This window comes from Peterkaempfera podocarpi (genome assembly GCF_042466665.1).
GTDB classification, from domain to species: Bacteria; Actinomycetota; Actinomycetes; order Streptomycetales; family Streptomycetaceae; genus Peterkaempfera; species Peterkaempfera podocarpi.
In genome coordinates this window covers 8244746-8260689 of sequence record NZ_CP162102.1, presented here as the reverse complement: position 1 = coordinate 8260689, position 15944 = coordinate 8244746, and the positions used below count along the sequence as shown (strand labels likewise).

9 protein-coding genes are annotated in these 15944 nt (G+C 68.1%); 3 read left to right on the top strand and 6 right to left on the bottom strand.

The genetic code is table 11. The annotated features are described in order from the left end of the window. Positions 1–172: 172 nt before the first annotated feature. Together AB0761_RS36030 and AB0761_RS36025 are read right to left on the bottom strand one after the other, a co-directional pair. The gene (locus tag AB0761_RS36030) at positions 173–1480 is read right to left on the bottom strand and encodes an MFS transporter (RefSeq protein ID WP_377273486.1); all 1308 of its coding nucleotides are present in this window, start codon (positions 1478–1480) and stop codon (positions 173–175) included. A gap of 216 nt (positions 1481–1696) precedes the next feature. After that, positions 1697–1855 (bottom strand): hypothetical protein, encoded by a 159-nt coding sequence (locus AB0761_RS36025; RefSeq protein WP_377273485.1) that lies wholly within the window; start codon positions 1853–1855, stop codon positions 1697–1699. Positions 1856–2806: 951 nt separating this feature from the next. On the opposite strand from AB0761_RS36025, the gene AB0761_RS36020 reads away from it, so the two are divergent. Next, positions 2807–3520 carry a carboxymuconolactone decarboxylase family protein gene (locus AB0761_RS36020; protein WP_377273484.1) on the top strand — a complete coding sequence of 238 codons (714 nt, stop codon included), beginning with the start codon at positions 2807–2809 and terminating at the stop codon, positions 3518–3520. Between the two features lie 174 nt (positions 3521–3694). On the opposite strand, the gene AB0761_RS36015 is transcribed toward AB0761_RS36020, so the two are convergent. Next, positions 3695–6475, bottom strand: coding sequence for a hypothetical protein (locus tag AB0761_RS36015; RefSeq protein ID WP_377273483.1), 2781 nt, complete (start codon positions 6473–6475; stop codon positions 3695–3697). Positions 6476–7522: 1047 nt separating this feature from the next. Continuing rightward, positions 7523–8209 (bottom strand): alpha/beta fold hydrolase, encoded by a 687-nt coding sequence (locus tag AB0761_RS36010; RefSeq protein WP_377273482.1) that lies wholly within the window; start codon positions 8207–8209, stop codon positions 7523–7525. Between the two features lie 877 nt (positions 8210–9086). On the opposite strand from AB0761_RS36010, the gene AB0761_RS36005 reads away from it, so the two are divergent. Further along, on the top strand, positions 9087–9998 hold the full coding sequence (locus AB0761_RS36005; RefSeq protein WP_377273481.1) for a phosphotransferase family protein: 912 nt from the start codon (positions 9087–9089) through the stop codon (positions 9996–9998). 204 nt (positions 9999–10202) lie between these two features. Here the strand turns inward: AB0761_RS36005 and AB0761_RS36000 are convergent, their stop codons facing one another. Continuing rightward, positions 10203–11498, bottom strand: a complete 1296-nt coding sequence (locus AB0761_RS36000) for an MFS transporter (RefSeq protein ID WP_377273480.1) — start codon at positions 11496–11498, stop codon at positions 10203–10205. A gap of 312 nt (positions 11499–11810) precedes the next feature. Here AB0761_RS36000 and AB0761_RS35995 point away from each other — a divergent pair, with 312 nt between their 5' ends. Next, positions 11811–13169, top strand: a complete 1359-nt coding sequence (locus tag AB0761_RS35995) for a glycoside hydrolase family 26 protein (RefSeq protein ID WP_377273479.1) — start codon at positions 11811–11813, stop codon at positions 13167–13169. 274 nt (positions 13170–13443) lie between these two features. On the opposite strand, the gene AB0761_RS35990 is transcribed toward AB0761_RS35995, so the two are convergent. Next, complete coding sequence (locus AB0761_RS35990) at positions 13444–15303, bottom strand: Ig-like domain repeat protein (RefSeq protein WP_377273478.1); 1860 nt, start codon at positions 15301–15303, stop codon at positions 13444–13446. Positions 15304–15944 lie beyond the last annotated feature (641 nt).

Genomic DNA, 15944 nt, shown 5'->3' with positions numbered 1-15944 from the left:
GCTCGGAAACCACGTAAGAGCTCGATGAGGGCCACGACACCGTCTCCCATCCGCGATCCCGGCCTTGAAAGGTTCTGTGTGAGGCCGCGCGGGGAGCGCCAGGCCCGCGGCTGCCGGCCCCACGTGAGATCAACGACCTTCAGGACGGGTGTTGCGATCGTTCCACTGGTGTTCACCCTCCGCTGCCGACGGCGTCGGGGCTACCCAGGGGGATGTCCCGCATGCCGCGCAGCGGAGAGAAGTAGAGCCACAACCCTGCGCTGCAGCCGCCGACGACGGCGATCCACAGAGTGGTCCGGACGCCGAGCGTTGCCGCAAGGGCGCCACCGGTCAGGCCGCCCAGTGGCAGTGTGCCCCAGTTGATCCAGCGGGCTGCGGCGCTGACCCGGCCGAGCATGTCCGGTGGGCAGCCTGCCTGACGGTAACTGATCAGAGAGACTCCGGCGACGGTCGAGGCGAAGGTCCACGAGATCCAACCGGCTCCGAACAGCAGCACCCACCAGCCGCGTCCGGCGAGCGGGATCAGCAGGCCGGGGAGCGACAGCACGGTCATGGCGATCCAGCTGATCCGCGCCGAGCCGATCCGCCGGGCCAGATGCCGGGCCGCCAAGCCGCCGGCGACCCCGCCGACCGCCCCGAGTGCGAGCAGCAGCCCGACGAGCGAGGGGCGCAGATGCAGCGTGCGGATCAGGAATATCGGGCCGAGGGTCTCGACCATGATGACGAAGAAGTTCGCCGTGCCGTTGAAGGCCACCGAGTTGCGCAGGATGGGGTCACGGTTGACGTAGGCGAGGCCCTCGTGGAGCTGCTGCCACAGTCGCGGCCGTGGCTCGCCGTCCAACCGGGCTCGGCCCGGTTCGCGGGTTCGGATGGCCGTCAGAGCGGCTGCCGACAGGGTGAAGGAGACGGTGTCCACGGCCATCGACCCCGCGGCGCCGACCAGCGTCACCAGCCCCGAGCCGAGACTCGGCCCCGCGACCTGCGCGACCGACCGGGAGGCGGCGAGCTTGCCGTTGCCGTCCATCAGCAGTGCGGGACCGAGCAGCCTCGGCAGATAGCTCTGGTAGGCCACAGAGAAGAACACAGCGAAGACGCTGGCGACCAGGGCGACGACATAGAGCTGAGCGAGAGTCAGAACACCCGCCGCGTGTGCCAGGGGCACCGAGCCGATCACCAGGCACAGCGCCAGATCGCACCCGATCATCAAGCGCCGCTTGGCGACGCGGTCGACGATCACCCCGGCCGGCAGGGCCACCACCAGATACGCGCTGGTCTGGGCCGCGGACAGCAAGCCGACCTGGAACGCGGAGGCGTTCAGCAGTACCACCGCGACCAGTGGCAGGGCGAGGACGGTGACCTGTGAGCCCATCTCGCTGACCGTCTGACCGCCCCACAGCATGAGGAAGTCACGGTGCCGCCAGATCGGGCGCGCGCGGCCGGCGGTCAGTTCTGAGGGTTCGGTCGGAGTGACGGGGTGCATTCAGTTCCGCCTCCAGTGGTTGCCGCGGCACGCGAACAGGATGCCGTCTCCGCCACGGCGAAGAGGCCGAGCGGGACGGTACAGCTCCCGAACCCGGTGACGTTCACCGTCCCTCCGACGACGCCTGCCGCAGCGACGGCAGGCAGGGGGTCCGGCCTGAGCGTGTAGCCGATCTCGCCATGGTCGCTGCGGTGGTGGCGCCGCCGGTGGCGCCCATCACCGTCGCCCCGGCGGGCCCTTGGGGCTGCCCTTCGCGGACAAGCCGAGTGCGCCGACGGCGGGCAGGGCGATCCCTGCGAGCACCACACCGGCCGGCACGCTGACACCGAGGAGCTTGGCGACCTGCTGGGCCGTCGACAGAGACACAGCCGTCATACCCCCACCACCTGCAACTTCACGCCACGATCAGGACTTTGGAACGGCCCTTGCCAGGCCCCACGGCTGCCCAGTGGTGCGCGACAGACGCGAGAGTTTCACGCGCCGACCCCGACGGAGTGCGATGGTCGACGAGAGGCCCCGGCCTGTGCTTGCCGAACCAGTGAAAACCGATCCGCGAAGCCATGTCGAATACGCTCCGACTCATCACATGATTCGTGTGTCATATCGATACAGTTCAGGAGGCCTGTTGCGCACGGCGAGGCATCCCAAGATCTGTGTCACGCCGGCCGATCCACCACGCCTGATCGCGACCGCCTTCGTCGCCGTGGAGGACGGCCACCGGAAGGAGATCCCCACCGGGCCCCGCACCGCGCCGAGGCAGTCACCGCCCTCACGCCGTCCGGGACCGGACCGGTTGTCGTACGGGCCCATACACCCTGCCGGCCACCTGACCTGACGAACCCACAGGTCGGGCAGAGCACTCAAGCACGGTGCGCCCGTACCGCCCCGGAATGGCTGCACAACCCGTTCACCATCAGCGAGCTCGTCGGCGGCAAGCCCAGCCCGGACTCAGCCCATGACGAGGGCCGCATCGCGGACGTGAACTGCATCAACGGCAGGCACGTCGGGGCGTGCACCCGGAGCCCCCTACGAGGGCTTCATGGCGGCATGCAGGAACCTCGGGGCGAACCTCGTCCTGGGGCCCGGGGCCTGCGGCCTGGGGACGCGGGACACAGCACGCACGCGTGCACTGCCAGTGGCCGCCTCGCTCACGAGTCCCACTCATGAAGGGCCCCACCCTACGGCGGGGCCCTCACTTCACCAGAGCCGGCTCAGGTCGGACGGCCGTTCGGGCCGATGTGGTCGCGTTCACGGGCAGCCATTGTGTTGGGTCATCTGTAGGACTACAGTCGTAGCCCTACAGACCGTCACTTGAGGGGGATCACCATGACGCTGCCGACCCGGACCACAGTCAAGGAACTCGACCCTGTGTTCGCGGAAATGGCCGCCGCGACCTTCCAGCTCACCCAGTCAGAAACCCAGCTGACGTCTCGTGAGATCACTCTGCTCAACCTCGTTGCAGACGTCTGCGAGCAGATCCTCGGGATGCCGTTCGAACTGCATGTGCGGGCCGCCCTGGACAACGGCCTCGACGCCGATGACCTGCGCGAGCTGCTCCGTTTCATCTCCTACGACAGCGGCTACCCGGCCGCGCTGGCCGCCCTGGAGCAGCTTGCCGAGGTCGAACGCAAGCACGGCCTGCCCGGGCCGACAGGCCAGGGCCACCAGGTGAACGCGGACGGCACGGGCAGCCCCCTCCCCGCGGCGATGCGCGCTGAGGTGAATGCCCTCGATCCGGGCTTCGCGGACTACATGGACCTGCAGTCCCGAATGCGCGCCGGCATGTCCCGGATCAGCGTCCGAGAGCGGGCGTTCGCCACCATGACGGTGGACGTCCTCTACCAGACCCTCCAGGAGAGCTTCCGTGCCCACGTCGGCCGTGCGCTGGGCGCTGGAGCGACACCCGACGAGGTCCGCGCCGCCATCCGCGCCACCGCACCGTTCGGGATGACCCGGACCTGGCGCGCCCTGAACGTCCTCGACGCGCTGCTGGCCGACCAGGAGGGACCGCAGGGAGAGCAGACGGCCAAGGACGCCTGAACGCCTGACGCCTGCACCCCCGGCACACGACCCGGACCGCCGGGCCGGTCCGTCGCAGTGCAGGCCGCAGACGCAGCTGTGCCTGGCACCCCCCGTGGAGGGGGTGCCAGGCACAGTCGTGGGGGGCAGCGAGTTCTGTCAGTCAGTGCTGCGCCATGGCCGGTTCGCTCGCCCTCACACCATGAAACCGTCAAGGGTGCTGTACTGACCGGACAGCTTGGTCACCACGATGGTGTGCGTGCCCGAGGAGAGCAGGCCGGAGGTGTACACCGCGGCATTCGCGTGCCGGACGCCGTCGCTGGGCAGTGTGCTGACGACCTGCTGCGGTCCACCGTCGATGCTGATGCCGATGTCACCCTGGTCGGTGTACTGCTCGCCGTACACCGTGACTTTGGTCCCGGTGAAGGTGAGCGACGCGGTCGACCCGTTGTCGGTCGCGTAGTGGACGTCCTTCAGGTAGTCGCCGTACGAGCGGCCGCCCGCGGACGCGAAGCCGCTGTAGGCGATCCTGCTGTCGTCGTCGTTGAGCCGGATCGATCCAGGGATCTGCGGAGTGACGGAGATCTGCCCGGCCGTGGTGCCGGCCGGAACCGGGACGAGCATGAACCCGCTGGACAGGAGGGTCACATTGTCGACCTTGGTGGTGCCGATGTAGACCGGCGTTGCCGAGTTGAAGCCCTCGCCGGCGACGAGGACCTGCGTCGCGTTGGCGGCGGGCGACACATAGAAGAGGCTCGGAGCAACGGAGAGGACCGGCGTGAAGGATCCGGAGCCCGTGCCCGCAGCGCTCAGCAGGGCGGTGGGGATGTCGGTCGGCTTGGGGGTTGCCGGGATGGTCGTGTTCCCGCTTGCGTGCGTGTCGACGGGCTGGGCGCAGGGGTAGGACTGGATGCCGGCGGAGACGTAGTTGCCGGTGATCCAGAGGTGGCCCGTCGGGCTGCAGCCGCCCTGTGCGCTGCCGCCGGCGCCGAAGGCGACGTTCCCCTGCCAGTTGACCCATTCCGAGCCGGCGTCGTCGTAGTAGGTGAAGTTGGTCGTCGGGCCGTCGTAGGCGATGTTGCCGGTGACCTGGAGGCCCTCGGCCAAGGTCTGCACCGGGTCGATCGTCGTCCCGTCCGCCTGGTACACGTACTGCGCCTGGTGTCCCTCGACGTAGATGGCGCCGCCGTCGCTCCGGACCGACAGGTAGTCATGGAGGATGTTGTTGCTGATGGTGTTGGAGCTGTTGATGTTCGTGCTGTTCTGCGGGGTGGTCGCCTGGTCGACGTGTCCCTGGACGACTCCGGCTGTGATGCCGGTGTAGGGCAGGTCGTACAGGTTGTTCCGGGTGATGGTTGTGTGCTGGGAGAACAGCAGGGTGATGCCGCTGGCCGAGGAGTAGTCGGTACCGATGTGATGGATGATGTTGTCCGCCACGGTGGTACCGGTCAGGATTTCGTTGGTCCCGATCGCAGCGGGGTCCGCGGCCGGCTTGGACCGGTCAGCCGCCTTGCGAGCGTCTGCTCGGTGGCGAAGGTCGCGGTCATGACCACGGGACCGTCCGGGACGGTCCTTCGTCGCGCCACCGGCCGCCGTCGCGTTGGGGGCGCAGTTCTGCGTGATCCCCGCGGCTTCGGACGGGTCGGTCGGCAGCGGGTCGTAGGTGCAGCCGAGGAGGATCGCGGTGGAGGCGATGTCGGTGAACTCGTTGCCCTGAATGAGGGTGTCGGTTGCTCCGTACATCACGCTCAGTCCGGCGCCGCCGAGTTCGGCGAACCGGTTGCCGGTGAGCGTGATGTTCTTGGAGGCGGAGAACGCGACGTTCGCCAGGGGCTGGGTCAGCGATCCCCACGGGCAGCTTCCCGCGGGAGTGGAGAATGTGCACATGCCCTGGTTGTTCGCGCCGGTCATCCGCAGATTGCTCTGCACGTCGGCGAACCCGGAGTTCGTGGAGGGGGCGTTCCAGGTGGCGAACGAGAACTGAAGACCGCTGAAGGTGATGTCGTGCACGGGCGTGGTGAGCGTACCGGCGCCCTGGACCAGTGACTCCAGGTGCGGCAGTTCCACGTCGAGGGCGGACATCTGCTGGTCCGCGGAGGGCTTGTAGTACAGCGTGCCGCCGGCGCCGTCCAGGAACCACTGCCCGGAACCGAGCAGGGTCTGCGCGTTCTCGATGAGCGCGGGCATCCTGTTGGTCGGCATGGACGGCAGCCCACCGCTGCCTTGCGCGAAGGACGCCCGGGCGGTCACATCGGTCCAGCACGGCTGGCTCATCGTCAGTGTTCCGGCCGCCGCGGAGAAGCTCGCGACCCGGCACCTCGACTCGGTCCACGGCCCGTTGCCACCGGGGTAGTCGAACTCGACTCCCGCCACCTGGCTTGCGGTCAGCGAGCCGAACCACGCCATCGCCGCCTGGTCGCCGGAGATCGTGTAACCCGTCGACGAGCCGGTCCACGAGCCCCGGAATCCCAAGCTCGCGGGGGCCGCCTGCGCTATCGGGGCCTCACGGCCGTCGATGTACAGCTGGCGGCTGTTGCTGGTGCTGGGTACCGGAGCGGACCACACCCCGCTCGATCCGAGCTGCGTCCATCCGGTGACCCGCGAGGCCCCCGAGATCACCGGATGGGCCCCCGGCGCGGACTTCCACACCACGGGGTGGCCCGGCGTGCCGGAGTCCTCCGGGCCGAGGGACCAGGTCTTCGACAAGCGGTACACACCGTCGGCCAGCAGCACGCTGACGTCCGCCGAACGGTGTGCGGCGAGTCGGGTGCGAACCGCGCTCTGGGCGCCGGACAGAGAACACGGGGACGAGGCGGAGCAGGTCGAACCGGCCCCGGACGGCGAGGCGTAGAGCGTCACGGTGGGCGCAGCGGCGGCGGACTGGACTACGGGTGCCGCCAGCACCAGACCGAGGGCTGCTGCGACCGGGCCGACGCGGCGCAGCAGTCTCCGCGTGATCGAACTTCGTGGTGACACGGGTGGGTCCTCCCCTTGTGCGGATGGGCTGCATCTGAGTGAGCGGAGGGTGGTTCAGCAACGTGCCCGGGCGAGGTGCCGTGGGGGCCGGGCAGCGCGCATGTGCATCAAGGGCGCTCCAGTGTCCTGGGGCCCGGGTGTCCAAGGATGAACGGGATTGCGTCTGCTGAACGACTTACCTGCGCCTGAGGGGGTGCCCTCGGCAGGCTGGACAGTCGCCTGCACCCTCCTGACTATCCGTGCACTGACATCCGATGTTTGCTGAATCCTCGGCCTGTCTGTGTGCCCTGTCAAGAGTTCGCGCACCGGCTCTCCGCACCTGCACATCCGAGGCAGCAGAGGCGTTGGGCACCATGCTCGCCAACGCACGATGTCAGGGCATCTGGGTTGCCGATGGGGATACATTCATCGGATGTCTTGCCGCCTAGCCTTCACGCTTTGGCTTGTGTCGGCTGATCTGGGGTGGTGCCTGCGCCGGGGCTCGTGGGGCTGCCGTGGGAGGTTGGGCATACCGAGGGCCCGGCACGATGGCCGGGTGCTCCTGGGTCCTCAGGTCGTACGTGGCCGGGGGACGACTTCGTCGGTCAGAGGGCTGGTCGGAGTAGCGCCGTCAGGTGGCTGAACGCGGCAGTCAGTTCGTGACGCCGGGGCCAGGTCGCGGCGTTCCACAGCTGGAGGCGGCGGGCTCTGCAGGTGATCCGGGCGGTAGCACCCGCAGGAGCCGGCCGAGGAGGTCGGCCACGGTGTCGACCTGGGCCCGGACCGCTGCCTCATGCGCAGGGAGCACAAGCCCCTCGCGGATGCGCGCCCCGGAAGCAAGCTCGCGCGCACCTCGACCTTGATCCGCTACACCAACCAGCGGGACGCCATCCAGCCGCTGCCGAGGTCGGGCAAAGACCGGTCTCGCCCATGTGACGCCGCCCGAGCAACCCACCGGCACCACAGGCCGCACCCGCTTCGCCGACTTCGGCCTTACACCCCGACCCCGCCGCAAGCCCCGCCCATAGCACCCCTGAATCGGGCGACAGAGTTTCGCAGGGTTGCCCGTTACTGAGACATGCTCCCACGCGGGTCGTCGAATTCCCCGGTCCCGGCAAGGAACCCACTCACAATGGCATTGAACGCCTTTGCCCGGGTGACCGGTAGCATGTGGCCGGTATGCGGGACGACCACGGCCGTAGCGTTCGGCAGGAGATCGGCTATCGGCCGTACGTCGGCCAGGCATGCGCGGTCACGCCGTCCACAGAGCACCAGGGTCGGTGCCTGAATGTGCGGCAGGACATCGGTCAGATCGACACGTTCGACCTCGTTGACCATCTCCAACAGCGCGGACCTGGCCGGCAGGTCGGAGACCGCCTTCATGAACCACCATCCGCGCCGCGACCGGAAGAACCTCATCTGACGCCGCTCGGAGTCGGCCGGCTTGATGTCGGCCGCGCACAGGACCAGGCGTGTGATCGCCTCGGGGCGCTCTGCGGCGAGGCGCGCGGCGACGAACGCGCCCATCGAGAAGCCACACAGATGCACTGGCGCGTAGCGGTCGACGAGTGTCCCAACGGCCGCAGCTGACCCGCCGATGCTCACCGCTCCCGGCGAACGCCCGAAGCCCGGCAGGTCCGGGGCGACGAGGTGGAATCGGTCGGCCAAGCCGGAGAACTGGTGTTTCCAGGTGCGCGATGCCGCACCGCCGCCGTGCAGCAGAATCAGCGTCGGGCGGGTCGGATCCCCACGCACTTCGGTGTGGAGAGCCCCCGTCCCACCCTCTGGGACCCTTCGCGGGCCTTCCGTCCCAAAGCCCAGCCTTCCATCTCCCCGTCTCGACACAACCCAGGAACGAACATGACTGAATGTGAGTTCCCGGGCGCCTGTGTGGTTCCAAAAGTCCCGCTGCATCTACCTCGACGCCACCTACTGCACAGCACGGGTGAACCGCCAGATCGTCTCCCGGGCCGTGGTCATCGCCACCGGCACCTCCGAGGACCGCAGGGCGGGCCTTCCAGGTCGGTCAACCCAGGCCTCCGGAAGGAGGCGGGGAGCCGGGCGTGGGGCGGTAGTGGTCGGCCAAGGGCAGATAGCGGCTCTGCGCAAACTGCTCGGCCGCCTTAGGGTCATGCCATTCGCCGCGGCGTCTCCGCGGGTTGGACGCCCTTCGGAAGAAGGCGGCAACAGCCGCACCGAGACCGTTCACTGGGGCTCCTCACGCGGTACTTGCGGCCTTGGAGGCCACCGTGTCCACACCTTGCCCGGTCCTGCGCCGGCCCATGTACGGGTTGAGCAGAATCTGAGGTGTCGACCACATCGACCTGCCGCAGCGTCGCTCCATGCAAAGCCACTTGAGTGTCCATCAGATCCGCCCGACTGACGACACGCTGGATACCCAGGCCCAGTTCATCCACGTCTTCGTGATCGGCTGCCCGGCGCGGTGCAGTTCCTTGGAGGTCGCGATCCCCAGGCGGACAGCGCAGCTCAGGGCTAATGCGGTCGCGCTGCGACGGTGCCCCTTGGTAGCGTCCCCTCGTGGCTTGATCCCCAGGCGTATGCCTCCCGTAGCGCATGAACCAGCGCCGTAATCGACGGCGACGTCTTTCACATGCCTGGAGATCAGTCTCTGATGCCTTCCCACGACACCCCTGAGCAGTCCCTCACTCCTGAGCGCACCGACCCGGAGGTCGCGCGCCTCGTACTGGCCGACGCCAACCGCACGCACGGCACCACCTATCACTTGGCGAAGCCGTTGAGCGGCGGCTTCCAGTCCGGGACCTGGCTCCTTCGCAACGGCAGGAACGATGACGCAGCCGCCATCCTCAAATGGTCTCCCCACCGGACTTCGGCGCCACTGATCCTGCGGGCCGGCCACGCGGTGGAGCGGGCCCGAGCAGCCGGTTATCCCACTCCTGCCTGGCTCGCCACCGGAGTAGCCGAGCTCGGTCTCCCCTACCACATCCAGCAGTACGTGCCGGGAAGCTCACCCCGCCGCCTCACCGTCGAGGTCGCCGAACGGCTCATCCCCGTGCTGGAGCAGCAGCGTGGCCTGGACATCGATCCCCAGCACTGCTGGTCGAAGTACACACGTGACCAACTGGCCGGCGGATGGGATCACGCACGGAAGGCCATGGCCGGCTCAAGCGCCCAGGGGGCCGGGTTCGTCGCCTCCATCGACGCGCTCTTCACTTCCTTCGGGCAGGTCGAGCTGCCGACCGGAGACCTCGTGCACGGCGACTTTCGGCTGCAGAACACCTTGTTCCGTTCCGAGCGAGTGGTTGCGGTCATCGACATCGAAGCGTTCGGCAGTGGTACCCGCGCGTACGACTACGCCACGCTGCTGACCGTCGACGATGTCGATCCAGCGGGCTGGGAACTGACACGGCTGGCCGGCGAGCAGGTGGCCGGCCCAGGTGTACTGGCGCACTGCTTCGCTCTGGTGGCTCTCGAGCTCGCGGACTTCGTCCGTCAATGCGTCCCGGGACGGCTGCCCGTCATCCTCGGTCCTCTGAGAGACCGGGCCGAGGCCCTCCTGCGTTGACGCCGTCTGATCCCGCAGGCTGACTCAAGGAGGTGTCCGGCAGCAGACCGTTGCGTCATCGGCATGCCGAGATGACGGCACCGGACGGCGCAGGCCTGACCTGTGATGTTTCGGCGATGCCTGCGCAGGTTCGCAGGAACATACGCGCGATGTGCTCCTTGCCGGTGCCTGACGGGCCGAGCAGGGCGACGTTCTCCGTGACCGCTATGAAGTCTGAGACTCGCGGAAACCAGGCGGTGCCGAACAGCGGGCCTCGTTGGGCCGACCGTATGAGGCGCGCGCCGCGGTGCGCTCCGCCCATGCCGCCACCGGCGGGCCTGCCGCCCCCACGGCCGCGAAGAACGCGCCGAGCAGCAGCCAGCCTGCATGTCCGAGTCCAAGGACCGCTGTCGTGAGGATCACCGGGGCCAGGGCCTGTCCGGCGTCGAAGCCGATGCCGAAGAGGCCCTGGTACTGCCCTTGGGCATGATCGGGGGCGAGACCGAAGCCGAGCGCGAACCCGGCCGAGGACTCCCATACCTCTCCGAGACTGTGCACGCTGACGGCGAGAACGGCGAGCCCTGGCGCAGTCCAGACCGGAACGTCCGCGGTCAGCGCCATCAAGGGGCAACTGACCAGGAAGAGCAGCCCGGCGAGGCGGAACGCCCGGCCTCCCTGGCGTGGCGTTTCCACGCGGGAGCCGATCCTGCTCTGGAGCAGCACGCATACCCCGCTGTTGACCGCGTAGACCGCCGCCACGGTCCAGCGGGGCGCGTTGGTGTGGGCGGACAGCCAGATCGGCAGCAGTAGGGAGACCGTCTGGTACTGCAGGCCCATTGCGCCGTAGAGCGCAACGAAGGACACGAAAGGCCGGTCGGACAGGACGGCCCAGCGGTGGTGCTCCTCGGGCCGGGGCAGGGGCTGGTAGTTCGGGACCCCGGCGAGGACGATCAGGGCGGCGCAGGCGAAGCTGGCCGCGTTGGCGAGGATGAGCACTGTGTATGCCGGACGGGTGTTGGCCGAGAGGGCGAAAGCTGCGCCGAGGGTGCCCAGGACCACGCCGAGGTTGACGAACGTGCGAAGTCTCGCCCGGAATGCGGCCGGGCGTTCGCCGCTGGCACGGGCGATGAGCGCTCCGCCTGCGGCGCCACTCGCCGTCGCTGCCAGCCGGTCCAGGGTGGCGATCAGCGTGAACGCGACCCAGCTGTGGATGACGACGAAGGCGGCCATCGTCGCGGCCTGCATCGCGAGGGTCGTCAGCCAGACCGTGCGCGGCCCGTATCGGTCGGCCAGATTCCCGGCCGGGATCCCGGCGAGCAGCCCGGTCAGCCCGGCGATCGTGAGGCCGACACCGACTTCTGCGGCGGGCAGGTGCACAACCAGCGTGAAGTAGAGCACCGCGGCGGTGTTGAACAGCCCGTTGCCCACCCGGCTGACGAAGCTCGCGATGATGAGAGCGCGCTGCGGACCGCTTGGCACCTGCAAGCCGGATATCCGCAGCCCGGGGTCCTTGCCGACCATGCGGAACAGGCTAACAGTGTCCCTGCCGGCACCCTCCGAGTGGTCTGGATCGTCTCTCTCCACTCGTCGGCTCGTCGTGCCGATGTGTACTTCCCCGAACCGCGGACTTGACCCGCTGAACGCTCGGCGGTGGCCGACTCGTCGGCCCCTGCCGCCGGCACCACGATGTCCGAGCTGCAGTCCGGTTGGTCACCACACTCGCGGTGGACCCTGGCCCGGATTCAAGAAATGATCACTGCGCTGCCGGGAAGCGGACCGCCGGCCTGCTCGACCATGCCGGCCAGACCACTCGTCAAACCCAGGAGGACCCCTGTGCAACGCCGCACGTTCATTGCCGCCACCGCCGGTCTCGGGGCAGCCCTCGCCCTGCCCTCCACCGCCCGCGCCCAGGCCGCCACGATCAGCCCCACGCTGACCGCACGCGACCCCAACGCGTCGCGCAACGCCCAGAGCCTGTACGCCAAACTCGTCGGCATGGAGAACGCCGCCCGCAGCGGCTCGTCCCCCATGACCATCGCGGGGCAGCACATCGAGGGCCAGAACGAGCTCTACAACCCCGACTACGGCGACACCGGCGGCACCACCTACGTCGGCTACCACTACAACAAGGTCAAGGCCATCACCGGCCGCCTCCCCGGCTTCGTCGAGATCGATTTCGGCCCCGGCGTGAACAGCACCAACGGCTGGGGCATCTTCAACAGCCGCAGCTACGACAACGGCCGCGGCCTGCCCAGTGCCCAGAAGCAGTGGCAGTACGCCGACGACGTGGTCGACCTCGGCTTCGGTGTCTGGAAGGGCTTCCCCCGCAGCTCCGACGGCACATACAACTACGACGGCAGCGCCACGAACGTCGACGGCAGCAGTTCCGCGGGCTTTGCCGGCGGCAGCTCCGCCTTTGTGGCCAACGGCGGCTCCGCCGCCGGTATCGTCGGCGCCTGCTTCCACCAGCCCATGCCCGGCTCCACCACCAAGGACTTCAGCACCGTCAAGGTCACCACCACCCAGAGCTGGTTCGACAGTGTGGTGGACTGGCAGTCCAATACCGCGCTGTACCAGGCGCTCCTTGCCGATCTGGCGTTCCTCGCGGACAAGCTGTCCTACTTCGCCCTCTACGACGTCCCCGTGCTGTTCCGCCCGTACCACGAGATGAACGGCAACTGGTTCTGGTGGGGAGGCAAGACTGCGGCCAGCTACAAGCAGCTGTGGGCCATCATGTACAACTACCTGGTCAACACCCGCGGCCTGCACAACCTGATCTTCGTGTGGTCGCCCAACGCCTGGACCCCCAACGGCAGCGACGTGCCTTGGGACTACTACCCCGGCGCGGCCTACGTCGACATCGTCGGCGTCGACGACTACAACGTCCGCTACGGCACGGGCTCCACCCTGGAGAACCCCAACTACACCAACATCTACTACACAGCCCTGGCCGACTACGCGAAGCCCCGCATGCTCGCGGAGACCTACCTGGTCCCGCTCACCTCCACCGGCACCAACGCGCTCACGGCCAGTCCCTGGGTCATCTGGAGCATCTGGGGCGACGGCCTGACCTCGCACAACAGCAACGCCGACGTCAAGGCCACCTACTACGCCACCAGCCAGGTCTACACCGGCGGCTCCGGCACCGGATACGGACAGAACTTCAACTGGGGTTCCATACACGCCCACTGAACCTAATCCAAGCTCGCGAGGATCCTGGTGTGGTGTCCTGTGCCGCGTGGCAGGCCGTGGGGGCGGGCCGCCTTGATGTCGTGGACGGCACCCGGCAGGGCCGGCACTGCGGCACAGGGCCTCCTGCGGTGCTTACGGCTCTGACACCGCGTGCTATCAGGAGGCCCTTCATCTAGGCGCACAGCAGCCGGCTCACCCGAGCCCTACCGCCGTTCGAACACCAGCGGTCGCCCGCCCAGCAAGCGGACCGCTTCTCACCCGACGACTCATGAGGTCAGGACGGGAGTGGGACGAACAGCAGGATGCCGCGGGCGGTGGCGGCCGTGTAGCAGGCAGTGCCGGCGAAGGTTGCGGTGTAGAAGGGGGTGGCGATGGCGTAGACGGGGACGATGGCATTGTGGATGGTGGCGGTGCCGCCGGCGTCGGTGACGGCGGTGCCGAGGTTGACCGGGCCGAAGAGCGTGGTCGCGGTGAAGGTCACCGACTGACCGACCACCGGCGTCCCCGAGGTGGTCGTCAGGGTGGCGCTGAGGGTGGGGATGTAGTACTGCGGCAGCGGCGTCAGCCGGAGCCGGATCGTGCCCGGCTGCGCGGACAACGTCGTGGTGTTGGGGTTCACCGTGACGGGGGTGCTCGCGGGGGAGCCGGTGAAGCAGTTGTCACCGCTGTAGACGGCGGTGAGGGTGCCGGTGGTCAGGGCCGTGGTGGTGAAGCAGGCCATCCCCGATGCGTTGACGGGGACCGTCTGCGTGTGGCCGTTGGGGAGGGTGAAGGTGACCGTGCCGGTCGGCACTTCGGTGGTGGCTGTTGCCGGGGTGGGGGTGGCGCATATGGTCACGCTCTGCCCACAGGTGGAGGGGTTCGGCGTCACCGACAACGTCAGCGTTGTCGGGTTGGGGTTCACGGTGACGGGGGTGGGGTTGCCGTTCACGGTCGCGGTGAACGTACCGGCGGTGTAGGTGTGGGTGGTCTGCCCGCTCCCGGTGGCGTCCAGGGCGACGGTGACCGTGGGGCTGGCGTCCCCGAAGTTCACCACCGCTGTCCCGTTCGGGGTCCCCCCGGAGATGCTGAACGTCACCGGCTGCCCGCACAGCGGCGACGCCGGCGAGGTCGTCACCGTCAACGGCGAAATCTCCGTCACGTTGGCCGAGTTGGCGTTGGTGACGTAGACGTTGCCGTTCTGCGCCACCGCCACCGAGAACGGGAACGCGCCGACGGGGACGGTGGCCAGGACCGTGTTCGTGGCACTGCTGATCACCGTCACGTTGTTCGAATTGGAGTTGCCGACGTAGACGTTGCCGTTCGTTCCCACCGCCACCCCGAACGGGCCTCCGCCGGTGGGAACGGTGGCCAGGACCGTGTTGGTGGCGCTGTCGATCACCGTCACGTTGTTCGAAACCGTGTTGGTGACGTAGACGCTGCCGTTCTGCGCCACCGCGATCACTCCCGGGACCGAGCCGGCGGGCACGGTGGCCAGGACCGTGTTGGTGGCGCTGTCGATCACCGTCACGTTGTTGGAGGTCTGGTTGGCGATGTAGACGTTGCCGTTCTGCGCCACCGCCGCGGCGCCCGGGAAGCCGCCGGAGGGGAGGGTGGTCACGACGGCGTTGGTGGCGCTGTCGATCACGGTCACGGTGTTGGCGTTCCGGTTGGCGACGTAGACGTTGCCGTTCTGCGCCACCGCCACCGCGTCCGGGACCGCACCGACGGGGACGGTGGCCAGGACCGTGTTCGTGGCACTGTCGATCACCGTCGCGTTGTTCGAGGTGGAGTTGGCGACGTAGACGTTGCCGTTCGGCGCCACCGCCAACGCGAACGGACCTCCGCCGGTGGGGACGGTGGCCAGGACCGTGTTGGTGGCACTGGCGATCACCGTCACGTTGTTGGAGCTCTGGTTGGTGACGTAGACGTTGCCGTTCTGCGCCACCGCCATCATGGCCGGGTCCGCACCGGCGGGGACGGTGGCCAGGACCGTGTTGGTGGTGCTGCCGATCACCGTCACGTTGGCCGAGTTGGCGTTGCCGACGTAGACGTTGCCGTTCTGCGCCACCGCCACCGCCAGCGGGGTCGTGCCCGCCGGGATCGTCACCGTGGAGAACGCCGCACTCAGCGGCGCGGCCACATACCCCCGCACAGCGGGCGCCTCGGACAGGCCCGCCGGTACAACCGGCCGAAGCCCTCCGACCACTGCCGGAGGTCCCAACCAGACCAAGTTCGGATCCATGACAAACCTCTCTCTCCTGAGAGGGTCGCCCACGAACTCCCACCCGGACCTCACCGCGCGGCACTGGTATACACGAACCGGATCCATCGCTTGCACAGCAGGGTGAGGAGTAAAACACCGTCATATGCCGTACAGCTGCACACCGCTGAGGTTGTCTCCCCAGGAGACATGGGCAACCCACCAACATTCGGTCACCATAATTAACCCGAAACGACCAATAGAGCACCACCCTGTTGACTCGGTTTTCACCCGAACGGACTAATCCGCGACCCAACTCCGGCAGGCCGTACGAGAGTACGAATCACCCTGGCAATGTGGCCCGTGACCTGGGGTTGAGCATGGGGACTAACCGGAGAGACGGAGCCCGCGCGCCACGAGGAGTGCCTTTATGCGCACGCGGCAGTCAACTCACATAACTCATATTGTCGTTCGAACACCAACGACCACTCACCTGGAAAGAGGGCAGCTTCTTACCGGCAGGAGTCATCGAGCGATCTGAGTCCGTTTGCCGCGGCGGGCGGTCGCTGATCCCGGCAACGGCGACAGAACGC

Coding starts and splice junctions, on each gene's coding strand:
- AB0761_RS36030 (WP_377273486.1), bottom strand. CDS start 1,480: ATGCACCCCGTCACTCCGACCGAACCCTCAGAACTGACCGCCGGCCGC.
- AB0761_RS36020 (WP_377273484.1), top strand. CDS start 2,807: ATGACGCTGCCGACCCGGACCACAGTCAAGGAACTCGACCCTGTGTTC.
- AB0761_RS36005 (WP_377273481.1), top strand. CDS start 9,087: ATGCCTTCCCACGACACCCCTGAGCAGTCCCTCACTCCTGAGCGCACC.
- AB0761_RS36025 (WP_377273485.1), bottom strand. CDS start 1,855: ATGACGGCTGTGTCTCTGTCGACGGCCCAGCAGGTCGCCAAGCTCCTC.
- AB0761_RS36000 (WP_377273480.1), bottom strand. CDS start 11,498: ATGGTCGGCAAGGACCCCGGGCTGCGGATATCCGGCTTGCAGGTGCCA.